Source organism: Pantoea sp. X-Soil-YNGN-775 (genome assembly GCF_059730575.1).
In genome coordinates this window covers 515237-530484 of the sequence record NZ_AP035946.1, presented here as the reverse complement: position 1 = coordinate 530484, position 15248 = coordinate 515237, and the positions used below count along the sequence as shown (strand labels likewise).

The following is a 15248-nucleotide window of genomic DNA, read 5'->3' as shown; positions in this document are numbered from 1 at the left end:
ATGTCCGCTTAATCGATAAGCGGACTTTCCCGCTGGCAGCCGCTCAACGGTTGTGAGATGCATTAAGCGGCGGATGATCTTACTGAGACGCTTCAGCGAGTAATGCGGCCTGCACAGCCGGACGCGCGCTGATCATTTCCATATATGCCGACAACGCAGGCCAGCGCTGCAGGTCGAATGAGAAGAATTTACACCAGCCCAGCACCGTGAAAAGGTAGGCATCAGCAACGCTGAAGGTCGATCCGGTCAGGTAGGTTTTTTCGTTGAGCGCTGCCGCAAGCAAATCAAACTGCCGGAACAGCTTCTCTCGAAAAATCGCTTTGACGTCTTCGGGCAGCGTGGCGTTGAACAACGGTGCCGAACCCGCGTGGATTTCACTGGTGATAAGGTTAAGCCATTCCTGCAGACGCACCCGGGCCCAGCTGCCCGCTGGCGGGGCCAGCCCCTTTTCCGGTTTGCTGTCCGCGAGATACTGCACAATGGCCGGGCCTTCAGTGAGTATCTGTCCATCGTCCAGTTCAAGCGCCGCGACATAACCTTTAGGGTTTATGGTGCGGAAGTCGCGTCCGTCAGCGGTGAGCTTGCTTCGGTTGTCGACTTTCACCAGCTCAAACTCAAGTTCCAGTTCGCGCAGCACGATGTGCGGTGACAGCGAACAAGTGTCCGGGGCGTAATAAAGTTTCATATTTTCTCCGTTTAAAGTGAAAAGCCGTCGGGCAACGTCCTGCGCGTTGCTGAACTCACTGTATTTGACGCTCAGTGCGCTGTAAAATTAATGATCCAGAAGGTAACTATTAGCTGAGCTACTGATAATCATGATGAATCTTTTACACTGGCGCTTGCTGGTTGCGGTGGCGGACGCCTGCAACATCACGCGTGCCGCAGAACAGACAGGAATGACTCAGTCCGGTGCCAGCCAGGCTATCGCCCAGCTGGAGGCGTCTCTGGGCTTTGCGGTATTTGTCCGCGAGCGACGGTACATCGGTGTTACCGCGCTGGGTCAGCAGGTTATCGAACACGCCAGAAACATGCTGTCGCAGCTGGAGGCAATCCGCGTGCTGGCTGACAAGAGTAGGGGGTTAAACAGCGGGCGCATCCGGCTCGCCAGTTTTCCTTCCGTGACCTCCACCTTGTTGCCCGGCCTGCTACGGGACTTTAAGCGTCTGCATCCTGATATTGAAGTGGTCATCCTCGAAGGCTCAGATGAGGAGGTCGAAGAGTGGCTGGCTGCAGACAGGGTCGAACTGGGCGTGGTGATGAACGCTCTCCCCGGTCGTGCTGAGGTTGCCATCGGGCAGGATGCGTGGGTAGTGGTGATGCAGGCCGGTAGCCGGCAGGCACGGCAGGCCAGGACGGATGGCATTACGCTGGCGGAACTGGCAGACCAGCCCTTTATTCTGGCGACCGGCGGATGTGCAGTGAATGGCAAAAGCCTGATGGAAAAGGCGGGTTTGCAACTCTCTGACATCCGCGTGACGGTACGCGACTGGATCAGCGCCTGTAAGCTGGTGGGTGAAGATATGGGCGTCGCCCTGGTGCCTGAATCTGCCCTGCCGGAGGAGTTGCGTAACCTGTGTGTGGTGCCGCTGACACCGCCGATACACCGTGAGTTCGGGCTGGTCTGTTCGCCATCCGGAAACGCGTCTGATGCGACGCAGGCTCTGCTTAAAGGAGTGCGTGAAGCAAGATAAGTGATGAACCGTTAATCCTTTCTTCACCTTATGAAACATCTGCAGCGGGTGCAAAACGCCAACGTCAGATTTGCCATCAGCAAAAAACCGGCATTCTGCTGACTGTCGATCATGTTATCAGCAGCCTGCTTCCTGCTTCCTGCTTCCTGCTTCCTCCCCGACGCTCAACGCGTCCTGCTTCCAGTCGGGCACTGACTATAAAATGGGCTTTCCGCTGATCCAATGCAGGCAAGATCGGATCGTTTTACGGCAAAATTATCGGCCGCAATAAGGTTGATGGCAGAAAAATCAGGTAAAGGCGTGTAGCGAAGAGTAAAGGCGAAAAAAACAACCCAATATCCTGAGGCGAAATTTCCTATATTGATCGGCGGCAGAAAGGCGCATCCGACAGTCCATTAGGAATATTCGTAATAATTTTACCTGACTGTGTAAATCGAATCCTCAGGCATGATAAATGCGATCAGTAGAATATTCCTAATCAAAAGCTTTAAGTTTATATTAATTTTTAACATTTAATTTTTTTAATCCCGACTTGCGCGGCGTTGTGTTGTTTTATTGTTGCTAATGAAAGTGATTTTTATTCTTCTGGTTGTTTTTCTAAGTCGATTCATGCGATGAATCCCCTATAAAATATTGTTTTGTCCTTCTGATCTGATCGGTGAGGACGTATTGTCTTTAATTTCATTGGTGATCTGTTTTTTATTTTGTTTTTGCGTTAGTCTTATTATAAGTAATTGTTTTTAAAGGACTTTATTTTTAGTATTACTCTTTTTGCCATAATTTGACAAAACTTTTCGTTTTTATATTATTGCCGCCGTCAAATGTATTCGCCTGACCAGGATATGGTGTTGTTATTTTGGAATCAGGCGAGTGTGACTTTGTTTTTTGGCAATAACGTTAAACAGGAAAATATAAATGAAGTTTTCAAAAATTGCACTGGCAATGGGTTTAAGCATGGCTATGGTAAGCGGTTTCGCAAATGCTGCGGCATCGGGCACTGTTGGTGGTCAGGGTCACGGTACCGTACATTTTAAAGGTGAAATTATTGACTCACCATGCTCAATCTCTCCAGCTACCGCAGATCAGACCGTTGACCTGGGACAGGTATCTAATTCAGCTCTGGCAAATAACGGTAAATCTACTCCGGTTCCGTTTGAAATTGCGCTCGAAAATTGTGATATCAGCACCTATAAAACGGTCACCGCCACCTGGAGTGGTACCGCAGACACTAACATGCCTGACGCATGGGGTGTTTCAGGTACTGCAAGTGGTGCGGCGATCGTTATCAACGACGCATCTGAAAAACAAATCAAGCTGGGTCAGGAATCTGCTGCAACTACCCTGACGGCGGACAATACCACTATCGCTATGTCTGCTTACCTGCAAGGTGACGGCCAGCCTGTGGTTCCAGGTTCATTCTCTGGTGCCGCTGACTTCGTACTCTCTTATCAGTAAGTCTCAGAGTCTTTGAAATCCTACGGTGCCCGCCTGCGGGCACCGTCATACACCGACACACCTGAATGATGATGAACAGACACTTTTATGCAGTGATGGTGTTGCTGTGCATGGCACATCCGGTAGTGGCTGCGGGGCATGGGCATGGGCATATCCAGGTGCAGGGTAGCATTATCGACACCCCCTGCGCGATTGCCACATCGGATGCCGATCAAAGTATAGAACTGGGAAACGTACCTGCCAGTGAATTGATTAATGACGGTCATGGTCCGCAAGTGCCTTTCACCGTGCATCTGGTCAATTGCGTACTCAATCAAAACGCCAGCCAGACGCATCAACCCTGGAAGGATGTGCGGATCACATTTGAAGGGGCGACGGATGGTCCGAATTTATTCGCTCTGCAGGGGAGCGGGAGCGGCGAAGGGGTGGCCATTCTGGATGAGATCGGCACACCGGTTACACCAAATCAACCCGTGCCACCGATAAAAATTGTCCCAGGCAAGATGGCGCTGCACTACCGCATGCAACTAATGGGCGATAGCCATCCACTTCAACCGGGAAGTTATTACACCACCCTGCGATATTTTATGGAGTACGACTAATGAAACCCTTTCGTCATGGCGGCAGGTTTCCCGCGCTAAATCCGCTGACGCAGGCAATTATGCTGGCGCTGGCCCTGAGCGGCACGGCTGGCAGGGTAACGGCGCAAGACAGCCTGCCTGCGTCAGCGGATTCCCTGAGTGAGGAAGCGATACCCGCAGCTGCGGAGGTGACCGAATTCAACACTGATGTGATGGATGTCAAAGACCGCAGCAACATTGACGTCAGCCACTTTGCCCGTTCCGGATATGTGATGCCGGGTGATTATCCACTGACGCTGAAAGTCAACGGATCTGAAGTCCGCGAAGTGACGGTGACCTTTGCGGTTCCGCCAGATGATCCGCACGGCAGCGAACCCTGTCTGACCACCGAGATGGTGGAGTTGCTGGGTTTGAAAGAAGACGTCGCCGGGAAGCTGGCGTGGAAAACACTGAACGGCCAGCAGTGCCTGAATATGGCCTCGGTGCCAGGCATGACCGCTACCGGCGATCTGGGCAGTGGATCACTCCGTGTGTCCGTTCCTCAGGCTTATCTGGAGTACTCCTCGCCTGACTGGGATCCTCCTTCGCGCTGGGATGAGGGCATTGCGGGGCTGCTGTTTGACTATAACCTCAACGCCACGCAGCAGTTTGCAGCCCGTGACGGCGACAGCAGCAGTGTCAGTGGTAACGGGACCGCGGGAGCCAATATTGGCCCATGGCGCCTGCGTGCTGACTGGCAGGGGCAACGGTACAGTACCGGCGGCCACACCAGCCAGAATTTTCAGTGGAGCCGGTATTACCTCTATCGGGCTCTGCCAGGGCTGGGGGCAAAGCTGACGCTCGGTGAGGCCGATCTCGATTCCGGACTGTTTGATAGCTTTCGTTTTGTCGGGGCCAGTGTTGCCACCGATGACAATATGCTGCCGCCTAACCTGCAAGGATATGCGCCTGAGGTAACCGGGGTGGCGAGAACCAACGCGAAGGTCACCATCAGTCAGCAAGGACGGGTGATATACCAGAGCCAGGTGGCACCGGGTCCGTTCCGTATTCAGGAGCTGAGTCAGTCCGTCGCGGGAACACTGGATGTGCGGGTTGAAGAGCAGGATGGACGCGTGCAGACCTTTAAAGTCGATACGGCACAGATCCCTTACCTGACACGTCCGGGAATGGTGCGCTACAAGCTGGCTGCCGGGAAGCCGACAGACTGGAAGCACCGTGTGCAGGGCGATCCGTTCGCCACCGGTGAGTTCTCCTGGGGGGTTTCTAACGGCTGGTCACTGTTTGGCGGTCTGGTGGGCTCAAAGAACTATGCCGCGCTGGCTGTGGGTATTGGGCGTGACTTGCTGGCCTTTGGGGCAGTGTCATTCGACGTGACCGAGTCGCAGGCCACTCTGCCCAACGGGGAGAAAAAACAGGGGGGATCATACCGCCTGAGCTATTCCAAACGGTTTGAAAAAATTGATGGGCAGGTGACCTTTGCGGGTTACCGCTTCGCCGAGAAAGACTTTATGTCGATGAGTGACTATCTGGAGACACGCTTCGATGACCGGTCATGGGGTATGACGCGCGGCCGTCAGAAAGAGCTGTACACCATCACCATGAGCAAGGCTCTACGCGACTACAAAATGAGTCTGTTCGGCAACTATAGCCACCGGACCTACTGGGATCGTCCGGATCAGGATCGCTACAGCGTAACGTTGTCGCAGTACCTCGACATTGGCAGCTGGAAAAATATCAGCATTAGTCTGACCGGATATCGCAGCCAGTACTGGGGAGTTAAAGACGACGGTGCCTACCTGAGCCTGAGCATTCCGTGGAGCAACGGGGGATCCGTCAGTTACAACGCGCAGAGTACCCGCAGCGGCATCTCACAGACCGCTGGCTGGTATGACAGCATTGATAACAACAACAGTTACAGCCTGCAGGCCGGCACCGATGCGAAAAACCGTAAAACAGCCAGTGGCTACCTGACCCATAACGGCGACGTGGCGCGTGGATCACTGAGTGCCAGCTACAGCGAAGGGGAATATAGCTCAGTGGGGCTTTCGGTACAGGGAGGGGCTACCGCTACCCGCCACGGTGCGGCACTGCATCCGGTCAGTACTAACGGCGGAACCCGTCTGATGCTGGATACCGGTGAGGCTGCCGGTGTCCCGCTGAAAAACAGTTCGGTTGTGCAGCACACCAATCACTTTGGTAAGGCGGTCGTCACCGGAATGAATGGCTACTGGCGCAGCAGTGCCGGGGTGGATGTAGACAGTCTTGGCGATGATATGGAAGTCAGTCATCCGCTCACCGAACTGACCATGACCGAGGGAGCCATTGGTTACCGCAAACTGGATGTGATGATGGGCCGCAAGCTGATGGCCGTCATAAAGTTTGCCGATGGCAGTAGCCCGGCGTTCGGTTCGGTAGTCTGGCGCGATACGCATCAGGTAGGCGTAGTGGATGACAACGGCAGCGTGTGGCTGGCGGGCGTTGAACCGGGTGTGCAGATGGAAGTGCGTGAAAATGAAACCCCGGTTTGTCAGTTCAGGGTGCCACAGAAGCTGCCTGCAGCGGATAGCGGATTACCGTTATTCCTGACCTGTCAGACAGTGAAGGCTGGACAGGGACTATCACAACAATCTGACCACTAAATGTCAGGCATAGAGCCTGTTGCCGGAGAGCGGCAGGTAAAACAGGAAGCACAGGGCGGTGCGGCCAGGGACGGCACTCACACCACTGAATAACAGAGAGACACTCAACATGAAAAGTAAGCTACTTCCTTCTGTGCAGGCTGCGGTTACCGTAGCGCTGATGAGCCTGACGGCTATGCAGGCAGCCAATGCCGCTGTGGCACTTGACCGAACCCGGGTGATTTTTGATGGCAGCCAGAAGAGCATGAGCGTCAACATCCGCAATGATAATACCAAACTGCCGTATCTCGCTCAGGCGTGGGTCGAAGACAGCAACGGGCAAAAAATTCAGTCGCCGTTGATGGCCTTACCGCCTTTGCAGCGGGTTGAACCGGGTGCGAAAAGTCTGGTGAAAATCCAGCTGTCGGCAGATGCCACAGCAAAACTGCCGCAGGATCGTGAGTCGTTGTTTTACTTTAACCTGCGTGAAATCCCGCCAAAGAGCCAGAAGGCAAACGTGCTGCAGCTGGCGCTCCAGACGCGAGTGAAAATGTTTTATCGCCCGACTGCCCTGGTGAAGAAAGGTGCCAGCAGCGAGACACCGTGGCAGGAACAGCTGACCCTGACGCGTCAGGGAGATCGCTATCAGGTGACTAACCCGACGCCGTATTACGTCACGCTGGTGGCAGACGGAAAAACTGAGATGAAGCCGCTGATGCTGGCACCACAAAGCTCTGCTGACCTTGGGGTGCGCGCTGCCGCGCTGGGCAGTCAGCCACATATCGCCTACATCAACGACTGGGGCGGCCGGCCGGTGCTGACTTTTAGCTGTAATGGCTCTGTCTGCAAAGTCGCATCAAACACCTCTAAATAATCACGGCAGGCAGAAAACGTCCCGGCCCGCCGTGCAGGAATAAGGAAAACAGATATGAAAAAAGAGACATCAGGCACGGGCGCCGGCATGCTGAAATCCGCTCTGACGGGCACGCTGGGAGGTACCCTGCTGCTGAGTGCTGTGATGCTGTTAGCCGGAACCGAAATGAGCGTCGGAGCATCCTTTAAGGACGTGGATGGAGAACATGGCCTGCTGCACGTTTACGGTCAACTGGTCGACTCCCCCTGCCGACTGGTTATGGATTCGCTGGACCAGACGGTTGACCTCGGCACGCTGGCTTCCGGTGATCTCAGCCAGCCTGGCGCGCGCAGTCAGCCGGTACCCTTTAGCGTGCGGCTGCAGGATTGTCTGGTGGCATCCGGGCACCTGATGGATGAGCGCACCGACAGTACGGTTCAGGGGTTGGATCAGCCGGTGGTCAGTGTCGCCTTTACTGCACCGGCAGACTTTAGCAATCCTTCGCTGATGAAGCTTAACGGGGTTGAGGGCATTGCTCTGCGCCTGACCGATAGCCACAACCGTGACATTCGTCTGGGGAGCCACGGTGTGCCTCAACTTCTCACCCCGGGCGATAACAGCCTGTCGTGGACGGTGGTTGCTGAACGTGTTCCGGGGCCGATGGTGCCGGGCGCGTTCCGTGCAGTGGCTGATTTCCGGCTGAGCTATGACTGAGGTTGATATGACAAGCCCCTTTTTTAAACGCCTCGTGCGCGTCCTGCTGCTTTGCAGCCTGATGACCGTGATCGGAGAAGCGCAGGCGGATAGCGATTCACTGACTGTCAACATCAGCGGGACGATCGTGGCAAGCAGTTGTAGCGTGAACAACGGACAGACCGTCAGCGTCGAGTTTGGCGACGTGCAGGTTGATCAGGTCTACTCCGCCACGGCGCAGGTTCCGGTTTCAATCACCTGCGACAGCCCGCCAGCCGGTACCGTAAAAATGAAAATTGTCGGTACGCCGTCATCGTTTGATAACCAGGCGCTGACAACCGATGTCCCCGGTCTGGGCATCACATTAAGTAACGTCAGCGCCACGGCTTACGGTGCGCTGGATCTGAACACATTTTATGACGTGAAGCAGGTGTTTGGTCTGTCATCCAATACCGGTAGCTTCAACATCACCGCCGGGTTGACGACAAAGCCTGGGGTCAAGCTTCCCGGCGGGGAATTTAACGCCTCGGCCACGCTGGTTCTGCAGATGAGCTGAGAAGAGGAGAAAATCATGCTGAAAAAAATAAAGAATCTCGCGGTTAACGTGAGTGCGGTGCTGCTGCTGTCAAGCCTGTTGGCTCCGGCGGCGATGGCTGATGCGACGGTGAAGTTTCACGGAACCCTGATCGCCGGTAGCTGCAGTGCCAGTGCTGTAGATGTCGATTTTGGCGATGTAAAAGTTGATGACATTACAGAAGGGAAGACGCGCACCAACATGGCTGTTTCATCAGGTGCCAGTGCGCAACCTTTCTCGATGACCATTTCCTGCACCAACGGGTTTACCGGCGGAGTGGAGTATCAGTTTAAAGGTAATGCCTCATCCTTTAATAATTTAGCGCTGTCAACCGATGTCCCGAGTTTAGGCGTTATCGTGGCGATTAATGACAGTAATATGTCAAACATTGTACCCAGCACCTGGTATCCGCTGAGTAAAGGGGCAGGAACCTATCAAATGCTGGCCATGCTGGTGAGAGAGCCAGGGGCTAAATTTGCCGGCGGGGATTTTAACGCAACGGCCACGCTGGCGGTGCAAATACCCTGAGGTAACGGAATGGAAATGGTAAACAAAACCTGTAGCGGCTGGTTTTATTCGGTTTTGATTGGCGGATTATTACTTGCGCCTGCGCTGTATGCCGCTCCAATTGAAGGCCCGGCAAAGTTTCACGGTACGCTAAGGGTGGTTGAGTGTTCCATCAATGCCAACAACGGCCGGCAGCTGGTGAATTTTGGTGACGCAGTTGGGATCCATAAAATCGATGGCAAGCGTTATCAGCAACCCGTCCCTTTTACGGTGTCGTGCACTAACTATGCGGGGGCTGATGTACCCGACCTGACACTAAAAATTGAAGGCAAGGCCGTCGCATTTGATGAAGCAGCGGTAGAAACGGACGTCAACGGACTGGGCATCCAGCTACAAAGCAATGGCAAGCCACAAAAACTTAATCAGGCCGTTCGCTTCGGCTATAAAGCGGTACCCGTACTGACGGCGGTTCCGGTTAAAGATCCGGCTACAGAGTTAGACGCCCGTCCTTTTAGCGCGACGGTGAAACTCACCGTGGAGGTCGCATGAACAGGCTATTTATGTTGCTGGTTTTGTTGAGCGTTATGCTGCATATGCCGGTGCAGGCGGCCTCTTCGGATGTGGACTTCAAAGGCACGCTGGTGGCGGAACCCTGTACCGTAGCCACCGGTGGCGACGGCGAGAATGTGCTGGTTGATTTCGGCACCATTCCGGATAAAAACTTTTATTTTTACACCCCGCCGCGTACCTGGCAGTTTCCGTTTCATATTCTGCTAAAGGACTGCGACCTGTCGCTGGGGAGCCAGGTGAAAGTGACCTTTACCGGTACTGAAGATGCAGAACAGCCAGGGCTACTCGCCTTGTCCAGCCGCAATGGTGTTGACCATCTGGCCATTGGTATTCAGGCCGCGGATGGCGGCGATATTGCGGTTAATCAGCAAACCAAAGGATATGCGTTAAATTCCGGCACCACTGAGTTGAAGTTTTCATCTTATATTCAGGCCAGTGATGCAGGGGTTAAAAACAGAACTGTCGGGAAGGGCACCTTTGAAGCTGTGACCACGTTTTTACTGGAATATCCATAGTTTTTTGTTCGCTGACATCAATAAAACCAGGACGCCCCATGACTTAAATATTTATTTTGGGTTTCGTCTTATTTAATTAATCTGGACGTAAAAAATGAACACAAAAAAAATATTAATGGGTATTTTTTTTATTTTAAATATTATCACGCATTCTCGGGCTGCGATGATAACATGGCCCTATGTTTATAAAGTAGGGCCGGCGTCTCAATACTACGAAGCATCTGTCGCCGTTGGAAATATCTTTGTTGATGACAAACTAGCTGATACTAAATTAATGGATATGCCAGATTTTGCAGACAAATGTGATGCTGATTATTGGGGTGGCACGCATTGCCGGCTGGCTATTTTCACCATTCACACGACAGACGGTACAGGTACCGGGCTCCCTACATTCATTTCACCAAATGATATTAATGGCGCATGGACGCTACGTGAGCTTTCAAGTCACGTTGGTAATATCACAGGTTCATTTTCACAAGCTGGCGGTACGCAGCATGTTTATCCAAAAGATGTATGTTTTGGCGTGGTATTGCATCACATTGGTTTATATAACAGGTTCTGGACTCCGCCATCAATGTCCGGGGCCTGTTTATTCCCGATGCCGAGCAATGAAACCTGTTCGTTTAAAAATGCTTCTGTAGATATCCCTTTTGGTGATATTGCCAAAAAGAGTGCCGCGGGAGCAAAGGCTGAAAATAGCGTTAATCTTTCCTGTACCGCAGCGATGAATATTAGTTTTCAGTCTGTTAATGGCACTAATAGCATTCCCTTGTCCAATGGTATGCAGGCAGGCTTAAAAATTAATAATAAAGAATTAAGTACGACGCAGGCGGTTCCGTCGGGGATCAGTGCGCTGAAAATTACTGCAACACTTGAAGGCACGCCAACGGAAGGGGCTTTTTCTGGCTCAGCACCGCTGGTGGTGAACTATCAATAAGTGTTTCGGGAAAAATAAAATGAAAAAATTTATTATTTTCGGGTTTTGTTTGATCACCATGGTGATGATGACGAGCATTGCGGGTTGCAGCGCACGGGAAAATGTGGCGCTCAAATCCCAACCCACTCCAGAAAGAGAAAAGGTTTCGCCTGAGTCAGTAACAAATGAAGTGAGGTCGTCTTTATCTCCCCTTGCTCAGTGCAATCGCGATCTGGAATCCCTGCGCACCGTCAACATGACCGAATATCGCAAATATCTGGCGCAATACGACGGGCTAATGAAAAGTTCCGCCGGGTTTTTGTCGGTGAAAGATGACGTCAGCCCGGAGGTGGCAGAGCTGGCCCGTCCGCGCTTTCAGTACGCGCTGGTCAACCTTTGTTATCGCATCAAGGGCGCGCTGGCCCAGACCCTGATTAACCAGGCTATTGACGTTCGCTAAGGATAACAGCTGTGCGCTGCTTCACTTCATCTTTCAGACTGGTTGCCGTTGCTCTCTTTTTGATCCTGCCTGAGTGGGTTGCTGCGGGAACGATCTCTTCATCTGCCGCCGAGTCCCTGTTGTCACAGCCGTCTGATGAAAGCTGGAGCCTCGAAGCGATGGTGGCGGCTCATCATCATGCTGAGTCAGCACCTCAACCGGCAACAAATGAAACGGAAACGGGCATTTCTAGTCTGAAACAGCCTGGAAAAAGGAAAGAACAGCCGGTTGCTGATTTAATTTTGCAGCAGCGGATAAATAGGCTGTCCAGCCAGCATAAAACAGATGTTGAAACCATTAAACAGCTGAACAAGCGACTGGAGGATGCCCTGGCACAGGCCAGCAATCATCCTGCAGCAGTAGCCAGCAGTCATCCTGCAGTAGCAGAAAGTGCCCAGGTAAAAAAACCCGCCTCATCCGAATCACCGGAGGTTGCCGCCCTGCAAGATGCGTTACAACAAAGCCAGCAACAGGTTGCCAGGCTGAACGTTCAGATTAGCGATCTGAACACCGTTCTGAAACAGCGGGAGGACAAGCTACAGTTGCTGACTGCTGCGGATGTTAAACAGCGTCAGCAACAGCAGCAAAATATTAAGGCGCTTGAGCAAAAGCTTTCAGAACGCGATCGGGAACAGTTGGTGTTAAAGCAAAATCTGGCCAAAAATCAGGTCGAGCTGATCCATAAAAACAATGCCCTGACCGGAAGTCAAAATACGGTCACAGAGCTTTTGAATTCACTCAAACAGAAGGAACAGGCAGCCAGCGAGCTGGAACAGGCGCTTAACCGCCGCAGTGATGAGCTGAAACAAGCTGCCACCACGCTGGCAGAACTGCGTGAAAAAATGCACCAGCAAATCACGCCAGACCTGAAAAGCGCGGCGAACCGTCAGGCCTATATTGCCGGAGTGATGATGGCTAAAGGACTTCATGCCCGGCTGGATGACTGGCGCGATGCCGGTATCGATATTGATAATGTCACCTTCCAGGCAGGCATCAAAGATGGCCTGAGCACAGCCGTTCGCCTGAAGCCAAAAGAAGCCGGACGGGCACAGGCTGACTTTGTTAAAGCCGTACAGGTTGCTGTCGCGCAAAAGGTGATGCAGGGGGAGAGAAAAATTCGTTCGCTGGCGACAGGGCGCAAGCCGCTGAAATCGGCAAACGGCATTGTCTGGTATCGGGTACGCAACGGGAAAGCCGTGTCAGCGGGGCAGCCGGTCATGCTCTCGATGACTGAAGAGGTTGTCGACGGAACAATCATCAGCCGGGTGCCTCCCATGATTTTACGTGCTGATGATGATATGCCTGCGATCGTTAAGGATGGTATGCGTTTGCCCGGCGAAGGGGGAGAGGTCGTTGCCTATGCCCTGGCCAAAACCGTCTATGGTGAACATCCTCTGCCGCCAGGTGTACGTCCTTATACGGTAATGGAATACCACCTGCGAGGAGAGAAGCTGCCTCAGCACAGTGTCTGAGCGGAACTGCATCACTGCTTAAGTCTGCCTGTCCAGGTGAGTATTAATGATGTGGTGTTGACCAGCCAAAATGCGCCTATCCTGATAAAACGCTTTTTTAAACACAGGCCTAAAGATGACAGTAAAGCGCGTAAATTATTTCATCGGTCTGGTGTCGGCTGCCGACGGTAGCCAGCATTTTCGCGGCTGATAACCTGGAATCAGCGCCCGCACTGAGTTGCTGGAAAGGAACCCGCGCGCATAACGCGGAATGAGACTCTGTCTGCTAAAACCGGGCCGGCTGCCGCCCGGTTATGCATAGTGATATCAGTGGTGAGGTATCAGTCTGTCGAAGGGTTTCATCTGATGAAGGGGGGGCCTCTCTTGCATAGCGTTGAGCGTGCCGGTGCGGACTGCATCATCATCTTCAGACGGCATGAAGTCAGCGAACTGCCGCTGCTGTTCAGTCCTGTCCCTCCATCTTCTTTGATTGATATTTTTGCATCGGTTAGTATCAATCCCGGTACCTGCTTAAATGTACGCAATTTTTTAAAATCAGACTGAATACTTTGTAGCCTGATGATATTACTGTTGCGGTACATAATTTTAAAACGGCAGAAACCGTCATATTCTGCTGTTCAGGGCATACAGGGATCAGGTGACTGTCTCACGCGAAAGCGTTGATCATTGTCACGAAGAACAGGCCACCTTGCCGCCTGTCTTAACTCAGGGAGAATGCGGCAGTCAGAGAAAATACCGTGATCGCGGTCGTAGAATTTAACCGTAAGAGTATCCGGTTTCATCGGGTCGGTTTAGAACGCAAAAAATAGATCCTGTTTTTGTTAATCATGGGTTCGAAGAGGAATGATGTACATCATTGAAGAGGATTTCTTTTACGATGAAGCCAATAACGCTATCTGGCATCGTTTAAGTGAAAATGAAAAAACGCAACTTCCGCTGACAGCCTCACGAATACTGTGCTTGTTGCTGGAAAACCGGGGTAAGGTGATGAGCCGGGAGCATATTTTTGATGAGATATGGAGCAATTACGGCGCTAATGCGTCCAATAATACCTTGAATCAGTATGTTTCCTTGCTCAGAAAAAAATTTGAACAACTTGGTTTTCAAGGTGAGTTGATCAAAACAATAACCCGCGCGGGCTTTTTAATGCCTGAAGATCTGAAGGTTCAGCAGCTGGGTGTCGTCGGGAAGCCGGTAGCCATTGAGAATAAAAAGCCGGGTAACAAGATTATTATAACCTCTGCTGTCTGTTTACTGGCCATTACGATAATCGGTTACGCATTAATCAATCGTGGTGAATGGGATGAAAATGATGTTTTCAAAATAGGCAGCGTTGGGCGTTGCAATGTTTATATGCTTTATCAAAATTCACCTGAAACCGCTGAAGTTAAATTAAGACTTGCTAAAGAGATGATAGATAAATATGCGCCTTGTATCGGTAATGATGTATATATTTATCATCCTTCCGATGAGGTTGTTTTAAATGGCCAGGGCGCAGCGTTTATAACCCGGTGTACTTATCAAAAAGATGGCAGTCAAAAATTCGCAGGATGCTATGATGTTTATGAATTTCCAAAGGTTTAGGACTGTATTTGTCGTCATTATTATTCTGGCGATCACTCTGGCGTTTTTTGGTTTTTTGAAGAAAAGAGATAACAGAGTAGATTGCGTATCAACATTTTATACTGTACCGAACGATGGTGTCTGGGAATACCTGAAAGGCACTATGTCCGTTACTTTTTCCAGTAACGGGCAGGGCAACGTTATGTTTTCCGGCGAAGCGCGTAAAATTGCAGAAACGGGTAAACTTTACTCATTTGAACGATTTATGCATTTTTCTTTTGACAAAACCGACCAGAAAAATTTTGCGTTAAGCAAAGTTAACGTCGCTAAATACAAAGGTGATGATCTGGATGATGCCGTTTTCACTAAATATATCTACTCGCATACCTCAGAGCAGACCGACCACCTGGTTGTGATTAAACTGAACAATGGGTATCTGATTGGCAATATGGTGGGGCCCCGACATTTATGCGTTAAACGGTAAAGCCATGACTTCAGGCTAACCTGATTGATCCTTTGCCTGAACCTGCAGCCGCTGCTGAGTCATGCTATGTTGTTTACGCCGCGTCGACCTGCTGATTCAGAAAGTCGTTCATCCAGAGATTTAAGCTGCTAACGCTTATATTGTCAGAGTATAAATTTATATATCAAGCCATATAAAATATAATGAACTGGTCCCGGCGCTGGCGGGACATAATTACTCTCATCACCGATACCGTTCGTGACTGGTTGATCTCACCC

General features: G+C 51.6%; 16 protein-coding genes. 15 read left to right on the top strand and 1 reads right to left on the bottom strand.

Going from position 1 to position 15248, the window contains the following annotated elements:
- Positions 1-79 precede the first annotated feature (79 nt).
- Entirely contained in the window at positions 80-685 is a 606-nt protein-coding gene (gene gstA, locus AC6I8I_RS22395; RefSeq protein WP_497828740.1) for a glutathione transferase GstA, read from the bottom strand.
- Between the two features lie 130 nt (positions 686-815).
- On the opposite strand from gstA, the gene AC6I8I_RS22390 reads away from it, so the two are divergent.
- From AC6I8I_RS22390 to AC6I8I_RS22320, 15 genes are all read left to right on the top strand, one after another.
- Positions 816-1691 carry a LysR family transcriptional regulator gene (locus AC6I8I_RS22390; RefSeq protein ID WP_497828739.1) on the top strand — a complete coding sequence of 292 codons (876 nt, stop codon included), beginning with the start codon at positions 816-818 and terminating at the stop codon, positions 1689-1691.
- A 915-nt stretch (positions 1692-2606) separates the two neighbouring features.
- Complete coding sequence (locus tag AC6I8I_RS22385) at positions 2607-3146, top strand: fimbrial protein (RefSeq protein WP_312055628.1); 540 nt, start codon at positions 2607-2609, stop codon at positions 3144-3146.
- Between the two features lie 65 nt (positions 3147-3211).
- Positions 3212-3748, top strand: a complete 537-nt coding sequence (locus AC6I8I_RS22380) for a fimbrial protein (RefSeq protein ID WP_497828738.1) — start codon at positions 3212-3214, stop codon at positions 3746-3748.
- Entirely contained in the window at positions 3748-6366 is a 2619-nt protein-coding gene (locus AC6I8I_RS22375) for an outer membrane usher protein (protein ID WP_497828737.1), read from the top strand. The genes AC6I8I_RS22380 and AC6I8I_RS22375 overlap by 1 nt, the downstream gene beginning before the upstream one ends.
- 109 nt (positions 6367-6475) lie before the next feature.
- Complete coding sequence (locus AC6I8I_RS22370) at positions 6476-7219, top strand: fimbria/pilus periplasmic chaperone (RefSeq protein WP_409455995.1); 744 nt, start codon at positions 6476-6478, stop codon at positions 7217-7219.
- Between the two features lie 54 nt (positions 7220-7273).
- Positions 7274-7912, top strand: coding sequence for a fimbrial protein (locus AC6I8I_RS22365; RefSeq protein WP_497828736.1), 639 nt, complete (start codon positions 7274-7276; stop codon positions 7910-7912).
- A 61-nt stretch (positions 7913-7973) separates the two neighbouring features.
- Positions 7974-8447: a fimbrial protein gene (locus AC6I8I_RS22360; RefSeq protein ID WP_497828735.1), complete on the top strand. Its 474-nt coding sequence runs from the start codon at positions 7974-7976 to the stop codon at positions 8445-8447.
- 15 nt (positions 8448-8462) lie between these two features.
- Positions 8463-8993: a fimbrial protein gene (locus AC6I8I_RS22355; RefSeq protein WP_233988549.1), complete on the top strand. Its 531-nt coding sequence runs from the start codon at positions 8463-8465 to the stop codon at positions 8991-8993.
- Positions 8994-9002: 9 nt separating this feature from the next.
- Positions 9003-9521, top strand: coding sequence for a fimbrial protein (locus AC6I8I_RS22350; RefSeq protein WP_497828734.1), 519 nt, complete (start codon positions 9003-9005; stop codon positions 9519-9521).
- Positions 9518-10057: a fimbrial protein gene (locus AC6I8I_RS22345; RefSeq protein ID WP_312757569.1), complete on the top strand. Its 540-nt coding sequence runs from the start codon at positions 9518-9520 to the stop codon at positions 10055-10057. Before AC6I8I_RS22350 ends, AC6I8I_RS22345 begins: the two co-directional genes overlap by 4 nt.
- 94 nt (positions 10058-10151) lie before the next feature.
- Positions 10152-10994: an MrpH family fimbial adhesin gene (locus AC6I8I_RS22340; protein ID WP_497828733.1), complete on the top strand. Its 843-nt coding sequence runs from the start codon at positions 10152-10154 to the stop codon at positions 10992-10994.
- Between the two features lie 19 nt (positions 10995-11013).
- Positions 11014-11433 (top strand): YuaE family lipoprotein, encoded by a 420-nt coding sequence (locus tag AC6I8I_RS22335; protein ID WP_497828732.1) that lies wholly within the window; start codon positions 11014-11016, stop codon positions 11431-11433.
- Positions 11434-11444: 11 nt separating this feature from the next.
- Positions 11445-12944 carry a hypothetical protein gene (locus AC6I8I_RS22330; RefSeq protein ID WP_497828731.1) on the top strand — a complete coding sequence of 500 codons (1500 nt, stop codon included), beginning with the start codon at positions 11445-11447 and terminating at the stop codon, positions 12942-12944.
- 843 nt (positions 12945-13787) lie between these two features.
- The gene (locus tag AC6I8I_RS22325; protein WP_312055638.1) at positions 13788-14528 is read left to right on the top strand and encodes a winged helix-turn-helix domain-containing protein; all 741 of its coding nucleotides are present in this window, start codon (positions 13788-13790) and stop codon (positions 14526-14528) included.
- Positions 14500-14991, top strand: a complete 492-nt coding sequence (locus tag AC6I8I_RS22320) for a FidL-like protein (RefSeq protein WP_497828730.1) — start codon at positions 14500-14502, stop codon at positions 14989-14991. Before AC6I8I_RS22325 ends, AC6I8I_RS22320 begins: the two co-directional genes overlap by 29 nt.
- Positions 14992-15248: the final 257 nt, after the last annotated feature.